We start from the raw sequence: 20,526 nt of genomic DNA on the forward strand, positions 1-20,526 counted from the left end.
ACCCCCTCCCATGCCCAATTCCTTTCTGGTTCGCGCGCCCCTGCTCGCATTGCTCCTGGTTGCTGCCTGCGACGGCCCGAGCACGGGGGTCGAGGCACCGCCCCAAGTGCGCACGCAGGTTTCCACGCAGGCTGCCGAGGTGGGTACCCCGTTCGAGTTCGACGCCACGCTCGGGGGAGAGGCGTTCCGCGGCAGCGGGCTGACGTACACGCTGACGTTCGCGCCGGCGGGTGGAGGGCTGCAGGGGGCGGACGGGCGGATCACTGGAACCCCGGCTGAACCAGGGGTCGTCATCGTAACGCTGACGGCGACTGGCACGACGGGGGCGCAGGCCACGCAAAGCTTTCCGCTGGTGATCTTTTCCCGCGGGCTCGCCGCGCCGCAGCTTCCCGGCGTGCCCTTCCGCTACAGCGATCAGGGCGTGCCGCTCCCCGCCCATTACCTGGCGTCGGCGCTCGGCGGGCCGGTGACGGCCACCGACAACACGCCGGCGGGCAACCCCATCACCGACGCGGGCGCCGCGCTGGGCCGCGTGCTCTTCTTCGATCGCCGGCTTTCGGCCAACGACGCCGTGTCGTGCGCGTCCTGCCACGTGCAGGCGGCGGGGTTCTCCGACACCGCCCAGGTCAGCCGCGGGTTCCGGGGCGAAATGACCGGCCGCCACTCGATGGCGCTGACGAACGCGCGCTTCTACCGCAACGGCCGGTTCTTCTGGGACGAGCGCGCCGCCACCCTCGAGGCGCAGGTCCTGCAGCCCATCCAGGACGGCAAGGAAATGGGGATGTCGCTGCAGAACCTGGTGTGGAAGCTCCAGGTCACGCCGTACTACCCCGCCCTCTTCCAGGCCGCGTTCGGCTCGGCGGAGATCGATTCCACCCGCGTGGCACGCGCCCTGGCGCAGTACGTCCGTTCGATGACCTCCACCGACTCGCGCTTCGACCGGGCCTTCGCCGGCACGGGCGACTCGAACAACTTCGCCAGCTTTACCCCCGAGGAACGCCAGGGACACCAGTTGTTCCTGTCCAGCGGGTGCGCGGGGTGCCATGCCACGAATGCGCACGTCTCCGACGCGCCGCAGAACATCGGGCTGGATGCGGTGACGACCGACCTGGGCGCCGGGGGCGGACGCTTCAAGTCTCCCTCGCTGCGAAACGTGGCCGTCCGTGGCCGCTTCATGCACGACGGCCGCTTCACCTCGCTGGAGCAGGTGGTGAGCTTCTACGACACCGGCGTCCAGCCCAACCCCGACCTGGACCCGGGGCTGCGCGGCCCCGACGGGAAGCCCCGCCGCCTGAACCTTACGCCCGCGCAGCGGAAGGCGCTTGTCGCCTACCTGGAAACGCTGACGGACCACACCCAGCTCACGGCGCAGCGGTTCTCGGACCCGTTCCCCCAATGACCCACGCGCCAGCACCCGGCGGCGGCTGGCGCTCCAGGCTTCTCCGGTGGGGCCGCCGCGGCTGACGACGTAGCGGCGCGCTCGAACCCCCCTGCGCCTGCCTGGAAACCGCGTCACGCAGGGTCAGGGCGGTGGACCGTGGGGTGGCGGACCATGGGGCGGAGGCCCGTACTCCCCGTGCGGGCCGCGGTGGGGAGGCGGGCCTTTCCTGCCGGGGGCCGGGTGGCGCAGGAGCGGCGCCGTGCGGACGAACTCGGCCAGGCGCTCGCGCTGCGCCTCGTCCAGCAGGGGCACCATGCGCACCTGCATGCTGTCGAAGCCCGCGCGGATGCGCGCGTTGGCGGCATCGAGCGCCTCGTCGTTGTTGCGGGCCGCCGCGTCTACGAACGGCCGCAGCGAGTCCCACTGCGCCGGCGAGTGGGGGCGGATGATCTCCTCCATGCGCCCGGCGAACCCGCGCGGCCGACGCGTCTCTGCGAGTTCCGCGGTGCGGCGGTTCTGCAGTGCGCCGGCCGCAAGCCCCCCCAGCACAGCGCCCAGCGCCAGCGTCACCGCCAGGATCAGCGCGGACTTCGCCTCCACCCGCATCGCGTCGCCCTTCAACGCAGGTACGAGGGCACCAGCACCGGATCGAACGCCTCTTCCGCCGCCGAGGGTAGCCCGAGCAGCGCGTCCACCAGCGAGCCCGTCGCCTCCCGCCGCTCGACGAGGGAGTACAGGGCCAGGACCAGCGCCGCAGCCATGGCCGCGGGAACCAGGCGGCGTCCGAAATGTCGCGCCAGTGCGGTGTTGAGCGCCGCGGCCGGCGAAAGCCGCACCTCGTGCACCCGGCGCATTACGCGCCCCGAGAATCCCGCCTCGAACCGGTCCGCCCTCGCGGACGCCAGGAGCGCGCCGATCGTTCGCTCCGCTTCCCGCCGCGCCTCCCCTCCCCGCCCCACCGGCTCCCCGGCCATCGACGCTGGCGGCGGCGCCTTCCGATCCCCCTCCATCATGACTCCTCCCCTCCATGAATCCGGCTTCCGTCGCGTACGTACGGCGCCAGCCGGGCCTGCAGCTTTTCCATCGCCCGCGCCAGCCGCGAAAGCACCGTGCCCTCGGGAATCCCCAGCGCCTCTGCCGTTTCGCGCGTGGAGCACCCCTCCATCATCCGCAGAACCACCACCTGCGCATGCTTCGGGCCCAGCGCGGCCACCGCCGCCCGTACGGCTGCACGCGTCTCCGCCACCTCCGGGTCATCCACTCCCTCGACGCCCGCCCCGGCAAGCGTCTCGTCCTCATCGTCGCTGCGACGGAAGCGCAGGGCGAAGCGGCGGCGGCGGCGGATGGCATTGAGCGAAAGGTTGACGGCGATCTTCCGCAGGTACGTGGCCAGTGAGGCGTCGCCGCGGAAGCGGTCCAGCGAGCGATACAGCCGGATGAACGCCTCCTGCCCCACGTCGTCGGCCTCGTCGCCGGGACCCAGAAAGCCCACGACGACGGCGGCGACGAGGGGTTCGTATCGCTCAACGATGGCGCGGAACGCACGGTCGTCGCCCCGCCGCGCGCGCTCGATCAGCTCTCCGTCCGCAGGCCCGTCGTGCATCCCCCTCCCGGTGCGCCCCACCGCCGTACTCACTGGTCGACACCCGGAAAGACGCATCCATTCCATTTCCTCGACCGCGACGGCTCCATGGAATCGCTCCGATCCTCCCACCGCCGCGCACCCATTCCGCGCGGCGGTGGAAAACGCGGGCACTCGAGCGGACAAGCGAGGCAGGGGCGGATGGATGGTTCGCGTGGCATGGCAGCGGACGCGGCGGTCAATCTGGGGGCGCGTGGCGGCGCCGGAAAGCCGTGTGTGCTTGCCGATGCGGAACGGCCCCGCGGCATGATGCCGCGGGGCCGTCCGTGGGGCCAGGAGGGACGCGGCTGCGTCCCGCCGATCACTGCTGGGCGGAGCGCGGCGTCTCCGCCTGGGCGGCGAGGATCGCCTCCACGCGCTGCAGGCGCGCGGCGAGGGCGGCGTTCTCGCGCTCGAGCGCGTCGATGCGTGCCTGCTGGGCGGCCGTGCGGGCCTCCAGCGCCTGCGCGGCGGCCAGCGCCACGCCGTCCGCGTCCACCGTGCTGATCACCTTGTCGTCGTCACCCAGACCGAACGCCGCGCGGAAATCCTGCGCCATGGGCCCGATGTGGCGGACGTCGGCGTTCTCGGTCCGGTAGCTCCAGCTGGTGATCGGCATGGCGCGCAGCCGGCCGAGCACGTCTTCGCCGGACACGGCAGCGAACAGGTACTTGCGGTTCACGTCCGAGGAGTTGGTCCAGGTGCCGTTGGTGTGCAGGTAGGCCCCGGTGCTGGTGCTGATCGCCGCGTTGCTCTGCCCCCAGTTGCTTGCCGTGGCGCCGGACTGGAAGGTGACGCCGGTGCTCCGGTTGCTGCTCGTGTAGATCCGGAACCCGTTGGCCACCCGCCACGTAGCCGAGTTCGTCACTTCGGCGTGAATGGTGTCGGTGCTCGTGGACCGGTCGCCGAAGACGAAGGCACCCAGGCGAGGAGCCCCGGCACTGGTGCTGCTGCTGGCCTTATACCCGAACACCACCGAGTACGCGCCCGTCGCCGTCACGTCCTCGCCCATGGCGATGGTGCCGGTGTTGGCCGCCACGGCGCGGTTCCCCATGGCGATGGCGTTGTCGCCCAGGGCGCGTACGTCCTGGCCGAACGCCGTCGAGTACAGCCCGATGTTGGCGTCGTCCCACTGGGTGCCGCTGACGCCGCCGGCGCGGAACGCGCCCTTGCCGGGATACCAGAACGTCCGGACGCCGGAGCCTGACACCGGACCGTTCCCGCTGTACAGCACGCCCTCCGCCACGAAACCGTTGTTGTTGGCCAGGTCGTAGGCGCCGGCGCTGTTGGTGGGCACCACACCGTCCTCGCCGTCGGCTCCCTTCGCTCCGTCGGCGCCGCGGCAGTCCAGCACGTCCACGGTGCCGTCGGCATTCCTGTCCTCGTCCGTGGGATCGCCGGTGCCGTTGGCGTTGGTGTCCCAGCAGTGCCGGCCGTCTGCGCCGGCCGCGCCCGCGGGACCCGCCGCACCGATTTCGCCCGCCGGACCGTCCGCGCCCGCGGGACCTGCGGGACCCTGCGGACCGTCCGCGCCCGCGGGACCTGCGGGACCTGCGGGACCCGCAGCGCCCGCCGCGCCGGTGGCACCGGTTTCACCCTGCGGACCCGCGGGCCCGGTTGCTCCCGTGTCGCCCTTGGGCCCAGCGGCACCGGTGGCGCCGGTCTCGCCCTGGGGACCCTGCGGACCCTGCGGACCTGTGGAACCCGTCGCTCCCGCCGGACCCGCGTCGCCCTTGGGACCCGCCGGGCCCTGCGCACCCGCCGGGCCCGCGTCGCCCTTGGGACCCGCCGGGCCGGTCGCACCCGCCGGGCCCGTGGCTCCCTGGGGACCCACCGCGCCGGTGGCTCCCGCCGGACCCGAGTCGCCCTTGGGACCCGCCGGACCCGTCTGACCGATGGGACCCATCGGACCCGCCGGCCCGGTGGCGCCCTGGGCGTTGAACGAAAAGGCGATGTGCTGCGGCGAGTTGCACGTGTCCTTCAGCTCCGGCTCGCGGATGCGGTAGACGGTGCCGGACGCGGGCACGTAGCAGGCGTGGATGACACCCGTCTGCGCCGCTACCCGCGTGGGGGCGCCGAAGATCGCCAGGCCGAGAATTGCCGCGGGGCCCAGGAGCAGGCCGCGGCGAGAGGAGAGAGCGAGACCGCCCATTCCGCCTCCAGAATGTGATTCGTGGTAAGAGAGGAGCGCCGCGGTGCCCTGAGCGGCCCGCGGGCGGGAGCGTTCCGCTACGGACGCGGAGGGTCGTGCAGGGTGGCCGCGGTGGAGCGAACCTCGTCCAGCGCCAGGCGCATGGCGTCGATCTCGGGAAGCACGGCTCCGGCGTCCGGGAGAGCGGCCAGCACCGCCTCCACGTCCGCGAGCGCCGCCTCGATCCCGGGGCCGTCTGCGGTAGCCAGCCGGCCGCGCACCAGGTCCAGTGCCGTTCGCAGCGGAGAGCCGTCGCCGCCGCCGGAGACGGCGGGCGCCAGGCGAAGCTCCGCGTCGTCCAGGGCGGCGGCGAGCCGCGTCATCCGCTCGTCGGCGATGGGGGCGGCGAGCTCGTTGGCCGACACCGCGCTCGCATGGACGGCGACGGGGGTGACCGTCGCAATGGTCGGCGGCTCGGAGCACGCCGCCACGCCAAGCGGGAGCACCAGCGTGGCTAGGGCACGCTTCTGCATGGGGAATTTCCTGGGGTGAAAAGTCGGATGGAGAACCCCGCGGGAGCGGGGCGAGGGAGGGAACGTGCGTGTAGACACCGCGCCCCGCTCCTTCATTCCATCCGCCGCACCCGCGGCGCAAAACGAAGCCGCCGCCCCGTTGTCCGGGGCGGCGGCTGCAATCTCCGAAGGTGGGCGGGAACTACGGCCTGGCGCTGCCCTGCCCCGCCGTCACCAGCGCCTCCAGCCGTTCCATCCGGGCACGCATCTCCGCCAGTTCCCGCGCCTGGGCCGCGTTCTGCGCCTCCAGCGCGTCGATCCGCTGCTGCTGCGTGGCGGTGCGCGCCTCCAGCGCCTGCGCGGCGGCCAGCGCCACGCCGTCAGCATCCACCGTGCTGATCACCTTGTCGTCGTCACCCAGCCCGAACGCGGCGCGGAAGTCCTGCGCCATGGGACCGATGTGCCGGACATCCGTGTTCTCGGTCCGGTAGCTCCAGCTCGTGATGGGCATGGCGCGCAGCCGGCCGAGCACGTCCTCCCCCGACACGGCCGCGAACAGGTGCTTGCGGTTCACGTCCGAGGCGTTGGTCCAGGTGCCGTTGGTGTGCAGGTAGGCGCCGGTGCTGGTGCTGATCACCGCGTTGCTCTGGCTCCAGTTGCTCACCGCGGAGCCGGACTGGAAGGTGACGCCTGTGCTCCGGTTGCTGCTCGTGTAGATACGAAACCCGTTGGCCACCCGCCACATCGCCGAGTTCGTCACTTCGGCGTGAATGGTGTCGGTGGTCGTGGACCGGTCGCCGAAGACGAAGGTGCCCAGGCGAGGAGAGCCGGCACTGGTGCTGCTGCTGGCCTTGTACCCGAACACCACCGAATACGCGCCCGTCGCCGTCACGTCCTCGCCCATGGCGATGGTGCCGGTGTTGGCCGCCACGGCACGAAGCCCCACGGCCATGGCGTTGTCGCCCAGGGCGCGTACGTTCTGGCCGAACGCCGTGGAGTACAGCCCGATGTTGGCGTCGTCCCACTGGGTGCCGTCGATGCCGCCGGCGCGGATCGCGCCCTTGCCGGGGTACCAGAACATCCGGACGCCGGAGCCGGACACGGGGGCGCCGTTGGTGCTGCCCGAGTTGTAGGTGCCGCCGAAGAAGGCGGTGCCGTTGCGGTTCACGCGGAACAGGCTCGAGTCGCCCTTGCTGACCGCGAACGCCGAGTCGGTGGCGCTCTGGGCGCGGGCGGAGTCCGAGAGCAGCGCCAGGCCGGCGACCGCGAGCGAAAGTCGGAGGAGCTTGGTCATGGCGGAGTCGAAGGGTTAGGGAACCGCAATGGAAAGAGCCGAATCGGCGACGGTCAGCGAGCCGGTTACGGACACCGGGCCCGACGCCTTCACCGCGCCCTGCAGGAACGTGCTGCCGGTAACCTTGGCGGCGGGGATGTTCCCCCGCAGCAGCGACCCGGTACCCATCAAGCTCACCGTGCCGTTGGAGATGCTCCCGATCGCGTCGAGGTTGCCGCCGACCGTCATGGTGAACCCGCCCAGGCCCAGCGTGCTGGCGTTGCCCACGCGCAGGTGCAGCACCGAGGCATTGGCGGTGAGCACCGGCATCGTGGCCCCGGGGATCTGGTCCGCGGGGGGCACGGTGGCAGCGCTGGTGCCGTCGGGAACCACGCCGTCCAGCCAGTTGGCGGCCGTGAACCACGCGGAGCTCTCCGATCCATCCCACGTGGGCCCCTGCAGCGGGCCGCTGCTGGCCGTCTCGGTGTTGACGTAGACGCGGAAGGTGAAGGTCGTCGCCCCGCCCGCCACCTGGAACTGCCACTCCCTGGCCGCGGAGATCTCCATCGGCGCGAGTGTCTGGGGATAGTCGAAGTACGGGGCCGCGGCGCCGTTCAGGAACGTATCGGTGCCGTCGGCTTTGGCGACGGTCACCGTTCCCGTCGTGGTGGACGGGCCCTGGGAAAAGAACACCTGTACCCCGGAGATCGTGAAGCCGTCCGTGCCCATGGTCTGCTGGGTAAGGTTCTGCACCTGCACGTCGGTCTTGAAGATCCCCGTTCCCGCGGAATACGACGTGTTCGTGTTCGTGAGCTTCACGTACGTGTCCTGCCCACCCACGATGCGGTTCGTCAGCGCGCCGGCGCCGGGAGGATCCAGCGTCTTGCACGCCATCGCGGCCGAAGCCACGTGCACCACGCACTGCAGCGCGGCAAGCTGGGTCGGCGCGGGCTTGATCGAGGGCGCGAGCGGGCCGTCCGTGCACGCCGCCGTGAGAGCCGCCAGAACCAGCGCCGGAAACACCCGCGACAGGCGTCCGTTGGGAAAGTACATCGGGTTGAACCTGGGAGAGGGAGCCGGACCGGGGGAGAGTCGGGAAGGCGGATGCGGGAGAATCTAAGGCTTTCTCCCGTTTCGTACAACGGTATTGATGCCAGTCGGACAGCGTGACGTAGGCAAACCCGTGTTTTTACGCGGACGCCTGGCTCGTGTCAGGCGGGTTGGAGCGCGTCCTCAGCGCGAGCCACGCGGTCGCGCCCCAGCCTCTTGGCCTCGTACAGCGCGGCGTCGGCGCGGTTCAGCCACGTGTCGCAGGTGTCGCCCCGGCGCAGTGCCGCCACCCCGATGCTCACCGTCACCCGCCCTGCCCTTTCAGCATCTCCCTCAGCGACGGCGCGGCGCAGACGTTCCGCCTCACGCAGGGCGTCCTCCGCGGTGGCGCCGGGCAGGAGCACCGCGAACTCCTCGCCGCCGAAGCGGAACAGGTCGCCACCTGCCTCGCGGGCGAGGACCGCTGCCACGGCCACCAGCACCTCGTCCCCACCCGCGTGGCCGAACCGGTCGTTCACCTGCTTGAAGTGGTCGATGTCCATTACCAGCAGCGACGCGGTGTCTCCCCGCGCCGCTGCCGCCCGCAGCACGCGGTCCATGCGCCTGCGGTTGAAGGCGCCCGTCAGCGGGTCGCGGACGGCCTGCTGCACCAGCTGCTCGCGAAGGGAATCGATCACCCCCAGGAACAGGTTGGTGAACACCACCAGCAACGCGAGCGTGACGCCGAACCGAACGGCGGCACCCATCCCCGTGTCCAGGTACACCATGGGCGCCACCGACAGCAGGATCCCGGCGGACAGGACGTTGGCCAGCCGGCGCGGGAGCATGCAGAAGAAGAGCATCGTGGCCGGGTAGCACCACAGCACGGCCATGAACCCCAGCGCCCGAATGCCCAGCGGCAGGCCCGCCGCCACCGGAACGAAGACCAGTGCGACCGGGATTGGGGGCGGGCGCCCGCGCTTGAGCGCCAGCGCGTTCAGGGCCAGCATGCCCACGATCACCAGGTTGGCGATGCCGAGACCCATCCGCCCGCGAACGACGTTGTTGAGCCCGAAGGGCAGCAGGAACACCGCCCCCGCGATGGCGAGCGCGTAGATGATACGGTCGCGGTACCACGACGGAATTCCACCCCCGCCGGGGTCCAGCGACTCGAAGTCTGTCGGGGTGACCGGTGTTTTCACAGGCTGAAACGGCGGTCGCGGGAGGAAGTCGCCAAGAAGCGTACCGGTCCGGCGCGGGACCGTGCCGATCGGAGACGCGGGTGGCACAACGAGTGGACCGGATGGGGTGAGCGGGCAATGGAGATACACTAACGGTCTCGAACGAGCCCCTGCAACCCCTTTCCGCCACCCAGCGGGTCGGAGTCGACGTTTACGCACGTTAACTCACTCGCCCGGGCGTGAATGTCTAGTGTCCTGACTGGTTGACATGCCTCCTGTCGTCGTTTACATATGTTAACATGGAGGATATCAAGAGCAGGATCATCGCCGCGGCACGGGCGCTTCACTTCGAACGCGGCCCCGACGCGGTCACCATGCGTGCGGTCGCCGAGCGGGTGGGCGTAACCGCCACAGCCCTGTATCGCCACTTCGCCGACAAGGACGCGATCCTCCGCGAAGTCACGGGCGAGGGCTCGCGCCTGCTCGGAAGCCACCTTTTTCGCGCGCTGGAGGCGCCCACGGCCATCGAGCGCCTGCGGGCGACGGCCGATGCGTACCTGGAGTTCGCCATCGCGCAGCCCCAGGCCTACCGCGCCCTGTTCGAGCCCGGGGCAGACGGCGCGGAAGAGTCTCCCCTGCACCGCCAGCGTGCAGCCGTGCGGCGTTTCCTTCGCGACCGTGTGCGCGAGGGGATGGATGCGGGCGTGCTGGCGGAGGGCGATCCAGATGGAATGGCGATGAGCTTTTGGGCCATGCTCCACGGTCTCGCCTCCTTCCATTTCGCAGGGATCACGCGGGCTGAGGGCCTGAGTCAACGTGCGTTAACCAACCTGATCGAGGGCATCGCCGCGTCCGGTAGTGCATCCACAGTACCGTAACGCACGTTAACTAGAGTGTCGCGGACGATCGTCGTCATCCACGTGCCCGCGACTGATCGTTAACAAGGGTGTTACCAAGCACGATCCGACTTGGCTTTCCGCCGAATCGGGCGCAAACCTCCCCGTTCAACCTCCAACTTCCCGCATCGCCGCAACTTCCAGCCCCTTCGCTGTCTTCGACCGGCCCGATTGACTAGAGAACGCGCGCAATGCGCCTACAATCCGTGTTTCCTCCCGAGGACGATGCGGAACCCTCGCGTGCCCGGGATCGTGCGTCCTGCGCGATTCTGGGAGGTCGCCTTTTTCTCCATCAGGGGGCGGATCGAGGGGGGCCAAGGACGCGAGTTCGGCTTTCGTGTCGCTGCCGCGCCCGGGTTGAGATGCTCCCCAGGCAAGATCCTTCGGCCCACGTGGTGGCGGGTTGGAGCGGGTGCGGTGCGCTTGGGCCTCTGGATGACAGACGGTGTGGCGTGGGCCGTCAGAGGCGTGGGTCGGAGGCTTTCTGGACACACCCAACCCTGCCCCTGCAGCCGAAACGAGTCGAGGCCCGCTCTCCGGATGGGAGCGGGCCTCGTGATCTCTACCGAGCCGAGGTGGCTTCAGTTGGTGCGGTAGCGCCGGCTTACCTCGTCCAGCCGCTTGCGCTCCTCTTCCGTGAGGGAGCCCAGGCCCTTGGACGAGATCTTGTCGAGAATGCGGTCGACGTCGTCCAGCAGCTCGCGCTCGGCGGCGGCAACGGCCTTCTTGTTGGCCGGCCTTACCTGAGTAGCCGTGGCCGCCTGGGTGCGCGCGGGCTCGGGCTTCTTTCCAGACCAGGGCACCAGGGCCATGCCGCCGCGCTTCGGCTTGCTCTTGCGCGCGAACGCCGGCACCTCGCCCCACGCCGGCGGCGCCCAGGGGCTCTTCAGGTACAGGAACGCCGCGAGCATGCCGCCCAGGTGGGCCAGGACCGCAACGCCGTTCCCGCTCCCCTCCAGCGCCATCATCAGGTTGATGAACACCAGCCCCGCCACCAGCCACTTCGCCTTGACGGGGAAGATCCCCCAGATGTGGATCTCCATGTCGGGCCAGATCATCGCGAACGCCAGTATCACGCCCAGCGTGGCCGCCGACGCGCCGACGATGAACGAGGCGGGATCCACGAAGTACAGCAGCGCCGAGAGCAGCGCACCGCCGGCCGCGGCGACCAGGTAGAACTTGATGAACCCACGCGATCCCCATCGTTCCTCGAGCGGCGGCCCGAAGAAGAACAGGGTGAGCATGTTGCCCAGCAGGTGGAAGATCCCCGCGTGCACGAACGAGTACGTGAGAATCGTCCACGGGCGCGTGACGAAATCCCGCGGGGCGAAGAACAGGTACGGCAGCAGCTCGCGGACTCCGGGAACGAACCCGAGGAGGACCACGGCCACATAGATCGCCGTGTTGGCGATCAGCAGGCGCTTGACCCAAGGGGTGAGGGAACTGCCGCCGAAGCCGCCGCCTGCATACGAATCCCGGTAAGCCATTTCCGTTGCAGAAGTGGAACGGGAGAAGAGACGCGCCCGAGGAGGTCGGGCGCTTTCCCCTCTCTACCCCCGTGGCGCGTCTCCGGTCCGCTGTCGTTTTCCGTCAGCCGAGCGCCGACTGGGCGATGCGCTCGCACAGCTCGGGGTAGCTGATTCCCACCGCCGCGGCGGCCTTGGGAAACAGGCTGGTGCCCGTCATCCCGGGGAGGGTGTTGGCCTCCAGGCACCACAGCTGTTCCTGCGCCAGGATGAAGTCGATGCGCGCGTATCCCCGCAGCTTCAGCACCTTGAAGGCGCGCAGCGCGTACGCCTGCATCTGCGCCACCACCTCTTCGTCCAGCGGCGCCGGGCACAGGTACTCCGTCATCCCCGGCGTGTACTTGCTCTCGTAGTCGTAGATGCCCTTCTTGGGGCGGATTTCCACCGGCGGAAGCGCCTGGTCGCCCAGGATGCCGACGGTGAGCTCGCGGCCCTTGGCGTAGCGCTCGATCATCACCTCGGTGTCATACTGCGAGGCATCCTTGACGGCGGCCTCCAGCTGATCGCGGTCCTTCACCACGTGCAGGCCCACGCTGGAGCCTTCGCGCGAGGGCTTCACCACGCAGGGAATGCCCACCAGGTCCTCGATGGTGTCGGGGTCGTACACGAAGCCGGGTGCGCGCGCCACGCGCCAGGGCAGCGTGGGAACCTGGGAGTCGCGCAGCAGGCGCTTGGTGACGTCCTTGTCCATGGCGATGCCGGAGCCCAGCGGCCCCGATCCCGTGTACTTGATGCCGAGCAGCTGCAGGTACGCCTGGATGGTGCCGTCCTCGCCCTCGCCGCCGTGCAGGGCCAGGAAGGCGATCTCGGCCGCCCGCAGCTGCTCCACCTGGCCCAGCTGCAGCAGCGGCAGCGCGTTCTCCATCTCGGCCGGCGGGGCCGACTTCACGCCGCCGGGGAGCAGGTCGCCCTCCTGCTCGGGCGGAATGAAGCCGCGGGCGGTGTCGACGGTGTAGACCTCGTGCCCGCGCTCGCGCAGCGCTTTTACGATTCCGGATCCCGACGCCAGCGACACTTCGCGTTCGGCACTCGTCCCCCCCATCAGCACGGCGATCTTCATCCAGCCCTCTCGGTCGGTCTTGTTGGCGATGTCTCGGTGGTTCGTTCGGCTCCGCCGCTACGCACGAACCGTACGAGCGCGCGCCACCCCCCACCCCTCCGCTCCAGGAGCGGGTGAACCCGCCGCTGGAAATGCGGAAAGCCCCGACGCGGGCCGCTGTCGCGTCCCGTTCGGGGCTGCACCTGCATGCGCGCCGCACCTTCGGACGCGCGCCGGGCTGGCTCCCTTCCCCCGCGGCAGTTTGCGGGGGAAGGGTTGGGGATGGGGGGCGCCGGCCCGAGCACCAGCATCAGCCCAATTGCACCGGGCTCTGAAGTGTACCCCCTCTCCCACGCTGTTTGTGGGAGAGGGTCGCACGCGTGTCAGCGCGGCGGGGTGAGGGCCCCACGGCAGCCGAGGCCTCGGCTGCCGTGGACGCTGCCGCGCCCTGGCTGGTACGTGCCCCAGGCTAGATCCTTCGGCGCGCGAAGAATGGGGCGTGGGCTGGTGCCGCGCGCCTGCGCCTCAGGATGACAAGTTGCTGTGTGTCAGCAGGTTGGGAACGCGATGCCCCTACGCGGCGCCGGGTGACGGCGCGGCAGGTGAGGGCCGCACAGCCTCCACCACCTTCCTGGCCAGCGCCGGCCCGAACCCCGGGATCGCGGCGATGTCCGCCTCCGCCGCGGCGACCACGCCGCGATACGAGCCGAACCGCTCCAGCAGCTGCTTCTGCCGCGAGGGGCCCACACCCGGGATGGTGGACAGCTCCGAGCGGATCGTGCGCTTCGTGCGCAGCTTGCGGTTGTACGTCACCGCGAAGCGGTGTGCCTCGTCGCGGATGCGCTGCACCAGGCGGAGCGCCGGGCTGCGGCGCGGCAGGCGGATGCTTTCCGAGCGGCCGGGTAGGAACAGCTCCTCCTCCTTCTTGGCCAGGCCCACGATCGACTGCTGCGGCAGGTCGATCTCTTCGAGCGCCTTGCGCGCCGCGCCCAGCTGCCCCTTGCCGCCGTCGATCACCGCCAGCTCGGGCAGCGGCTTCCCCTCTTCCACACGGCGGCGGAACCAGCGGGTGACGGCCTCGTGCATCGACGCGAAGTCGTCGTTCCCCCACTCGCCGCGGATCTTTAGCTTGCGGTACTCGCCCTTCGCGGGCTCGCCGTTCTCGAAGAACACCGCCGACGCCACCGTCTCCGACCCCTGCGTGTGCGAAATGTCGAAGCACACCATCGTCCGGGGCACCATCGGCAGCTCCAGCACCTCCTGCAGCTCGTAGAGGGCGTCGGGGGCGCGCTCGGCCGCGGCGTTGCCCATCAGCTTGCGCTCCTCGAACAGGTGACGGGCGTTCTGGTCCGCAAGCGCCACCAGCTGCACCTTCTCGCCCCGCTGTGGCCACTTCAGCCGCACCGCCTTCCCCGCCGCCTCGCGCAGCAGCTCCTCCAGCACGCCTCGATCGTCGAAATCCATCGGGAAGATGATCTCGCCGGGCACGCTTTCCGGATCGCGCGTCACCCGGTCGGCGTAGAGCCGCGTGGCGAAGGCCGAGAGCGCCGCCTCGTCGGTGTCGTCGCCCAGATTGGTGAGGAACTGCGCCTCGCGCCCCAGCAGCTTGCCCTCGCGGATCTGCAGCACCACGCCGCACGCCTCGGATCCGTCGCGCGCGAAGCCCACCACGTCGCGGTCGCTGCCGGTGACGTCCACCACCTGCTGCTTGCGCTCCAGCGCCTCCAGCTGGCCGATGGCGTCGCGCAGCTCGGCCGCGCGCTCGAAGTTCATCTCCAGCGCGCACGTCTGCATCTCCGCCCGCAGGCGCCGGGCGACCAGGCGCGTGTGCCCGCTGAGCACCTGCACGATCTCGTCGACCATCGACCCGTAGTCGTCCGGCGTCTGCAGCGCCACGCAGGGCGCCTTGCACCGGCCGATGTGGTAGTCCAGGCAGGGCCGCGGCGGCACGTCGCTGGGCAGGTTGTAGCGGCAGGAGCGCACCGTGTACAGCTTCTTCACCAGCTCCAGCGACTGCCGCATCCGCCGCACGTCCGTATACGGGCCGAAATAGCGACTTCCGTCCCTGCGCAGCGTGCGGGTGACGAACACGCGCGGAAACGCCTCGTCCGTCACCTTGATGTACGGGTAGGTCTTGTCGTCCTTGAGGTTGATGTTGAAGCGCGGCCGGTTTTCCTTGATCAGGTTGTTCTCGAGGATCAGCGCCTCGGCCTCGGTGCGCACCACGAAGGTGTCCACGTCGTCAACCCGGCGCACCATCTCGCGCGTCTTGATGCCGTGCTGCGCCCCACCCTGGAAGTACGAGCGCACGCGGGCACGCAGCGACTTCGCCTTGCCGACGTAGATGATGGTGCCTTCGGCATCCTTCATCAGGTAAACGCCGGGCTGCGTGGGCAGCGTGCGGAGCTTGGATTCCAGGGTGGACGTGCTTTCGGACATCGTGCGGATTGAACGGCTGACGGACTCGGGATCGGCGGAGGATGATACACCGCTCATCCCGTTCCGGTCACTGGTGCGACGGGTCCGTTCGCGCGCTGGACGATTCGGATCGGGCGCCGGGCGCCACCTCGCGGATCACGGCTTCCAGATCCACCCGGCGGATGGCCTCCAGCGCCATTTCCCACCGTCCTTCCGCGCACAGGCCGCGGATCCCGGCGTCCTCGTACGTGCCCTCCGCCGCGTCCGCGCAGGCACGCCGGACCGCCTCGGCTATGTCGCGCATCTGCTTTTCCACACTGATGTTATCCACATCCACCCCACCCGATCGCGGAGAATTTCGATCGTGGAAAATGGCGCGGCCGCCCGACGTTCATCCGCCGGGCGGCCGCGCAACTCCCTACCGTTCCCGTCAGCGCCGGCCCGCCATCCCCTTCACCCGCCGGAAGATGGCCGTGGACTGCTCCAGCCCCAGCGCCGCCGCGACGCCGAAGTAGACGACGCCGAACGCGCCCAGGATGATGGCGCCGCGGAAGATGGGGAGCAGCGCATCCGGCGGAACCACGAAGCGCAGGCCGTACGCCGCGGCGGCGCCCGCCCCCGCGCTGATGAACATGCGCAGCAGGGGGCCCGCCCCCGCCCCGACCGGGCCGATGGTCCCGCGCAGCGAGCGCTTCAGCAGCCACCACTCCACCCAGGCCGCGATGCCGCCGCCCAGCGCCAGCCCCACCGTGCCCAGCGGCTTTCCGCCGATCGTCACGTCGGACCACAGGCCGCCGGGAATCTGAAAGCCGAGCTTCTCGAAGTTCACGGCCTCGAACTGCAGCATCAGCCCGACGGACAGGACGACGGAAAGCACCACGCGCACGATGGCGTACCGCGCCGGCGTCTTCGTATCGCGGAGCGCGAAGAAGGTGGACGAGAGCAGGCGCGACGCCGTCGTCGCCAGCAGGCCGATGGAAAAGCCCACGAGCGTCAGCCAGACGACCAGCGTGTCCGCGCGCTTGAACCCGCCCGCCTGGAAGAGCGTGGCCACCACCACGTCGCCCAGCACCGTCATGGCGATGAACGAGGGAACGATGTAGAACGCGATGCGCTCCAGCGCGCCGGACGCGCGCTTGCGCAGAACCTCGGCTCCTTCGGCGCGCTGGCGAGCCAGCTCCGGCAGCTCCGCCGCGGCCACGGCCATGCCGAACAGGCTCACGGGAAGGATGTACAGCAGCTGCGCGTACTGCAGCGTGGCCAGGGCGCCCACGGCCAGCAGGGAGGCCAGGAAATAGTCCAGGTAGCCGCTGATCTGCACCACGCCGCGCCCCATCACCGCCGGGCCCGCGTTGCGCACCGCTTCGCGCACCCCCTCCAGCTTGGGCGCCCACGTCACCCGCAGCTCGCGGTTCAGCCGCAGCACCTTGGGAAGCTGCACCAGGAACTGCAGCACGCCGCCCGCCAGCGCGCCCCACGCCAGCGCGATCACCAGCTTGTCCAGCGCCATCCCGCTGCCGAAGATCAGCAGCGTGCCGATCATCGCCGCGTTCCACAGCACCGGGGCAAAGTACGGCAGGAAGAAGCTGCGATGGCTGTTCAGAATGCCGAGCGACCACGCCGAAAGCACCAGAATTCCCGCCATGGGAAAGATGATGCGCGTGACGGTGACGGTCAGCTCGTGGCGCTCGCCTTCCAGCCCGGGAAAGAAGATGGTGACCAGGAACGGCGCGAAGAACACGCCGACGAGCGAGAGCGCGGCCGCCGCGGCGAACAGCAGCGAGAAGATGGCGCCCGCGACGCGTCCGGCCTCCTTTTCCCGCCCCTGGTGCAGCAGTTCCGAATAGACGGGGATGAACGAGGCGCTGAGGGTGCCTTCGCCCAGCAGGTTCTGCAGCAGGTTGGGCATGCGAAGCCCGGCCGCGAACACGTCCGCGTAGAGCGAGGTGCCGAAGTACTGCGCGAACACGCGGGCCCGCACCAGGCCGGCGATGCGGCTGAGCAGGATGCCCGCGGCCACCAGCATCGACGCGGAACCCGAGCTCTTGGCCGCCTTGGGCACCATTGCCGGCGGCTCCACGGCCTCGTCGGCCGGGTCGTACGACGCGGACGCGTCCTCCAGCGCCTCCAGCGCCGGCATTTCCATCGTGGCGTCCGGATCCGGCTGCAGCAGCCCGTCCGCCGGCCGGTGCCGAACGGGCGGGGGCTGCAGCAGCGTCCGATCGTCGTCTTCTTCGGGAAGGTCGGGAGGCGGCGGGGCTCCGTCGCGGCTCATTGGCGCGTGCTCGTGAGAGAACGCCCACGCGGCATGGGCCGGGCGGGCGAGAGGTTCAGGTATTTGGCCCGGGCGCGGGTGCATGGACCGCGCCATCCCCCGCCCCGAAGCGGATATCCATCGCCGCGGCGACGTCGTGCAGCAGCGTGGACTGCATCGCCAGGAACGGCATCACGTTCAGCGTGCGCTCCTGCGGCGCGCCCAGCGGCATCAGGTAGTTGCGGACGAGGGGAAGGTCGTGCGTCAGCCCGCGGTCGCGCTTCTTGGCGTGGGAGAGGATCTTCCGCTCGGCCTCGGCGACGGCCAGGAGCGCACGGTTCCGCCGCGCGCCGATGGCCCCCTCCAGGTTGGGATCGATCCCCTCCGCCGCGTCCATCACCGACCCGAAGCGCTCCACCAGGGTCGTGCGCAGCGCGGCAAGGCTCTCGTGTACCTCCGCGGGCAGGCGGTTGCGAGCCATCCGGGCCAGCAGCTCGTGCTCCGGCATCCGCAGCTCGTCGTCGGCGACGCCCAGCGCGGATGCGGCTTGTTCGGCCACGTCCGGCACCAGGCGCACGGAAAAGCGGGGATACGCCACGGGCGGGCGGATGCCGTAGGCGTCGAACAGCGGCGCGATCTGCGCGAAGTAAGCGACCTCCGCCGGCCCGCCGACGTACGCCAGCGTCGGGAACACCGCCGATTCCACCACGGGCCGCAGGAACACGTTGGGGCTGAACGACGTCGGCTCGGCAGCCATCCGCGCAGTGACCTCTGGGACAGTGAACCGCTCGCGGGCGTCGCCGGCTACCCACGCGTCTCCCACGCGGGCCAGCCGCTCGCGGCCAGCCGGCCCGTGGTAGAAGACGTTGGCTGCGTCCTCCACCAGGGTCACCTGCCCGGGGTACCCGGCCGCCTCCATCTCCGCTGTCCGCTCGCGCAACAGCCGCTCGTGGATCGCCGCATCTGTTACATCCTGCTGCAGGATGTGGACGGAGGCTTGCTTCAGGGCTGGATCCGCAGCGTCGGTCACCAGCAGGTCGAAGGCCGCGAACAGCCTCTCGACCGTCCCGCGGAACGCGCCCGCCACCGTCTCTCCCGGCGTATAAGGATCTAAAATTCCCCGTAGATCAACGGCGTTACTCCCATGGTGGGAAACAAGTTCCCGCCACTCACCTGCTACGATTTCTACATCCTCGCCCAGCCGCATTTCGCTCATCGTTAACGGCCGCCGATCCGTCGCCACGACACACAGGCGGCGCAGCTTCCCCGCCCCGTCGACGCCGAAGGCATGGTTCACTTCGGCGAAATCATGGTCCTCGGAGGCGCACCAGAAGACGGGCAGAACGACAATTCCCAGCTCCCGCTCCAGCGCTTCGGCCAGCCGGATGGCGGTGAGGATCTTGTGGATGGTGTACATGGGGCCGGTGAACAGCCCCGTCTGCTGGCCGGTGGTCACCATCGCGCCGCCCTGCTCCACGAAGCTCGCCAGCCGCTCCGCCGCGCGGGCGGAGGTGGGGCGCACGGCCGCGGCCGCCATCTCCCGCTCCCGCCTTCCGAACCGACCCTGCACCTCCGTCAGCTTCTGGCGGAAGGATTCCAGGTCGCGCGGGTGCCCGGAAAAGAATCGCGCGGCCCCCGGCAAGCCCGACTGGTAGTCGTCGGCCAAGCGGTTGCCGCGCAGGGGCGAAATCTCGATCCGCAGTGTCAGTGGTGCCTCCCCGTCAGGATACGTGTTGAACCGCAGGGAATAGGGAATGGGGAGTACGGAATCGCAAGGGGCACCAAACGCGATCGGCCACCCTCCGGGCGAGAGTGGCCGACGATCGAGGGCGACCGATGATCGGGATGCCGTCACTCCCTCCCCTTGTGATACGGCTCGCCGCGGTTGATGGTGCCGGCACGGTACAGCTGCTCCACCAGCACGAGGCGCGCGAGCTCATGCGACAGCGTCATCGACCCAAGCGCCAGCAAGTGGCTGGCGCGCGACAGGATCTCGTCCGACAGCCCGTAGGCGCCGCCGATCAGGAACGCGACGCCGGGGCTGGAGCGCACCTGCAGGTCCGCGAGGTACGAGGCGAGCTTGTGCGAGTCCCACGCCCTCCCCGTTTCGTGCAGCGCCACGATCTCCGCACCAGCCGGCACGCGGGCCAGCAGCCGCTTCCCTTCCTCGTCGCGCACCCGGGCCGCGTCGCCCCGCCCGCGGTACTGCTCCTCCTTCACCTCGTGCGCCTCGAATGCAAAGTACCGCCGCACCCGCGACTCGTACTCGCCGATCGCGTCCCCGATCGCCCCCTTCGCCTTCCCGACCGACGCCACAACGAGCTTCACGACTCGCCCTCTGCCGATCCAAGCATTCCTTCTACGATCGCATCAACCTCTTCGAACGAGTAGGTTTTCATCTCTCCCGTCCGATACGCTCGGACGCGGCGCGCGATCTCGGCCTCCCACGCCTGTTCAATTGCGGGATCCTCGTCGAGGCTGGCCAGGAGCCGCTCCGTCAAGCGCGCCCTGTCCCCTCGGGACAATTGCAACGCAGCGCTTTCGATTTCTTCGAACATCACGACTTCGTCAGCGAGTCGGGCCATCTCCCCTCCCATCCCTTACCAACGACGATTGTGCCGCAGGCGCGACCCTTCAGGCGACCGCATGCTTCTCAGGCAGCGGTGACTGATCCTCATGTTTGGGATGCCCCTCGTTCAGGTACAGCAGGATCTCCTCCGTGCTCATCCCTTCCATCTCGCGGCTCATCTTCTCGCGGATGTCCCGCTGGAGCTGCACGGCGTCAATACTTGGTTCGGTCGGCATCGAGGTTCACCTCGCGTGGGGTGCGAATTTCGAGAGACCGGTAGCCCTCCCGCACGTTCACCGCATTGTACCCCTTTACACGCAGCAGGTTTACGATGTGCTTGAAATTCCAGCTAACCAGAACGTCGGCGTCGTTGATCGTGGCGATCGCGATGTGCTGAGCATCCGCGAGCATGCCGGCGCCAATGACTCGCGCCGCCAGATACTTGTCTGCCAACTCCAGAGCTTCCGGCGAGACCCGCAACTCCTCTACCGCGCCCTGCGGAAGTCCGTGCAGGATCGCGCTTACGGCCGGTGGGGCCATCAGCAGTTCCCGACGTGTGATTGCCGAAATCAGCAGAATACAGGCCCCAATCCGGGCGCTCTCGATCAGCTTGAGCGAGTCTCCCGCGAACTTCGCATCGAAACACCCGCCGATCACCGATGTGTCGACGTAAATCCGTCTCCGCCCCATCTCCCC

At 69.6% G+C, this 20,526-nt stretch carries 20 protein-coding genes; 2 read left to right on the top strand and 18 right to left on the bottom strand.

Annotated features, from left to right (window positions below; genetic code table 11):
* The first annotated feature begins 10 nt into the window (after positions 1-10).
* The gene (locus VF632_RS06645) at positions 11-1,399 is read left to right on the top strand and encodes a cytochrome-c peroxidase (protein WP_331022081.1); all 1,389 of its coding nucleotides are present in this window, start codon (positions 11-13) and stop codon (positions 1,397-1,399) included.
* A 123-nt stretch (positions 1,400-1,522) separates the two neighbouring features.
* On the opposite strand, the gene VF632_RS06650 is transcribed toward VF632_RS06645, so the two are convergent.
* From VF632_RS06650 to VF632_RS06685, 8 genes are all read right to left on the bottom strand, one after another.
* The gene (locus VF632_RS06650; RefSeq protein ID WP_331022082.1) at positions 1,523-2,002 is read right to left on the bottom strand and encodes a hypothetical protein; all 480 of its coding nucleotides are present in this window, start codon (positions 2,000-2,002) and stop codon (positions 1,523-1,525) included.
* Positions 1,999-2,394 (bottom strand): hypothetical protein, encoded by a 396-nt coding sequence (locus VF632_RS06655; RefSeq protein WP_331022083.1) that lies wholly within the window; start codon positions 2,392-2,394, stop codon positions 1,999-2,001. The genes VF632_RS06650 and VF632_RS06655 overlap by 4 nt, the downstream gene beginning before the upstream one ends.
* Positions 2,391-2,984, bottom strand: a complete 594-nt coding sequence (locus VF632_RS06660; protein ID WP_331022084.1) for an RNA polymerase sigma factor — start codon at positions 2,982-2,984, stop codon at positions 2,391-2,393. Before VF632_RS06660 ends, VF632_RS06655 begins: the two co-directional genes overlap by 4 nt.
* 340 nt (positions 2,985-3,324) lie before the next feature.
* Complete coding sequence (locus VF632_RS06665; RefSeq protein ID WP_331022085.1) at positions 3,325-5,154, bottom strand: tail fiber domain-containing protein; 1,830 nt, start codon at positions 5,152-5,154, stop codon at positions 3,325-3,327.
* 77 nt (positions 5,155-5,231) lie between these two features.
* Positions 5,232-5,666 carry a hypothetical protein gene (locus VF632_RS06670; protein WP_331022086.1) on the bottom strand — a complete coding sequence of 145 codons (435 nt, stop codon included), beginning with the start codon at positions 5,664-5,666 and terminating at the stop codon, positions 5,232-5,234.
* A 181-nt stretch (positions 5,667-5,847) separates the two neighbouring features.
* A complete protein-coding gene (locus tag VF632_RS06675) occupies positions 5,848-6,939 on the bottom strand; it encodes a tail fiber domain-containing protein (protein WP_331022087.1) in 1,092 nt (363 codons plus the stop codon).
* 15 nt (positions 6,940-6,954) lie between these two features.
* The gene (locus VF632_RS06680; protein WP_331022088.1) at positions 6,955-7,971 is read right to left on the bottom strand and encodes a hypothetical protein; all 1,017 of its coding nucleotides are present in this window, start codon (positions 7,969-7,971) and stop codon (positions 6,955-6,957) included.
* Between the two features lie 158 nt (positions 7,972-8,129).
* The gene (locus tag VF632_RS06685; protein ID WP_331022089.1) at positions 8,130-9,149 is read right to left on the bottom strand and encodes a GGDEF domain-containing protein; all 1,020 of its coding nucleotides are present in this window, start codon (positions 9,147-9,149) and stop codon (positions 8,130-8,132) included.
* Positions 9,150-9,427: 278 nt separating this feature from the next.
* Between VF632_RS06685 and VF632_RS06690 the strand changes: the two genes are divergently transcribed.
* A complete protein-coding gene (locus VF632_RS06690) occupies positions 9,428-10,006 on the top strand; it encodes a TetR/AcrR family transcriptional regulator (protein WP_331022090.1) in 579 nt (192 codons plus the stop codon).
* Positions 10,007-10,605: 599 nt separating this feature from the next.
* On the opposite strand, the gene VF632_RS06695 is transcribed toward VF632_RS06690, so the two are convergent.
* The 10 genes from VF632_RS06695 to VF632_RS06740 form a co-directional block, all read right to left on the bottom strand.
* Positions 10,606-11,511, bottom strand: coding sequence for a rhomboid family intramembrane serine protease (locus VF632_RS06695; protein ID WP_331022091.1), 906 nt, complete (start codon positions 11,509-11,511; stop codon positions 10,606-10,608).
* Between the two features lie 103 nt (positions 11,512-11,614).
* Positions 11,615-12,610 (bottom strand): D-alanine--D-alanine ligase, encoded by a 996-nt coding sequence (locus VF632_RS06700; protein WP_331022092.1) that lies wholly within the window; start codon positions 12,608-12,610, stop codon positions 11,615-11,617.
* A 552-nt stretch (positions 12,611-13,162) separates the two neighbouring features.
* Positions 13,163-15,028 carry an excinuclease ABC subunit UvrC gene (gene uvrC / locus VF632_RS06705; RefSeq protein WP_331022093.1) on the bottom strand — a complete coding sequence of 622 codons (1,866 nt, stop codon included), beginning with the start codon at positions 15,026-15,028 and terminating at the stop codon, positions 13,163-13,165.
* Positions 15,029-15,095: 67 nt separating this feature from the next.
* On the bottom strand, positions 15,096-15,311 hold the full coding sequence (locus tag VF632_RS06710; protein WP_331022094.1) for a hypothetical protein: 216 nt from the start codon (positions 15,309-15,311) through the stop codon (positions 15,096-15,098).
* Positions 15,312-15,437: 126 nt separating this feature from the next.
* Entirely contained in the window at positions 15,438-17,282 is a 1,845-nt protein-coding gene (gene murJ / locus VF632_RS06715) for a murein biosynthesis integral membrane protein MurJ (protein WP_331022095.1), read from the bottom strand.
* 55 nt (positions 17,283-17,337) lie between these two features.
* Entirely contained in the window at positions 17,338-18,927 is a 1,590-nt protein-coding gene (gene bshC / locus VF632_RS06720) for a bacillithiol biosynthesis cysteine-adding enzyme BshC (protein ID WP_331022096.1), read from the bottom strand.
* 185 nt (positions 18,928-19,112) lie between these two features.
* A complete protein-coding gene (locus tag VF632_RS06725; RefSeq protein WP_331022097.1) occupies positions 19,113-19,589 on the bottom strand; it encodes a 23S rRNA (pseudouridine(1915)-N(3))-methyltransferase RlmH in 477 nt (158 codons plus the stop codon).
* Complete coding sequence (locus VF632_RS06730; RefSeq protein ID WP_331022098.1) at positions 19,586-19,819, bottom strand: addiction module protein; 234 nt, start codon at positions 19,817-19,819, stop codon at positions 19,586-19,588. The genes VF632_RS06725 and VF632_RS06730 overlap by 4 nt, the downstream gene beginning before the upstream one ends.
* A gap of 76 nt (positions 19,820-19,895) precedes the next feature.
* Complete coding sequence (locus VF632_RS06735) at positions 19,896-20,066, bottom strand: hypothetical protein (RefSeq protein WP_331022099.1); 171 nt, start codon at positions 20,064-20,066, stop codon at positions 19,896-19,898.
* On the bottom strand, positions 20,044-20,520 hold the full coding sequence (locus tag VF632_RS06740; protein ID WP_331022100.1) for a hypothetical protein: 477 nt from the start codon (positions 20,518-20,520) through the stop codon (positions 20,044-20,046). The genes VF632_RS06735 and VF632_RS06740 overlap by 23 nt, the downstream gene beginning before the upstream one ends.
* Between the last annotated feature and the right edge of the window lie 6 nt (positions 20,521-20,526).

The organism is Longimicrobium sp., from assembly GCF_036388275.1.
GTDB lineage: Bacteria > Gemmatimonadota > Gemmatimonadetes > Longimicrobiales > Longimicrobiaceae > Longimicrobium.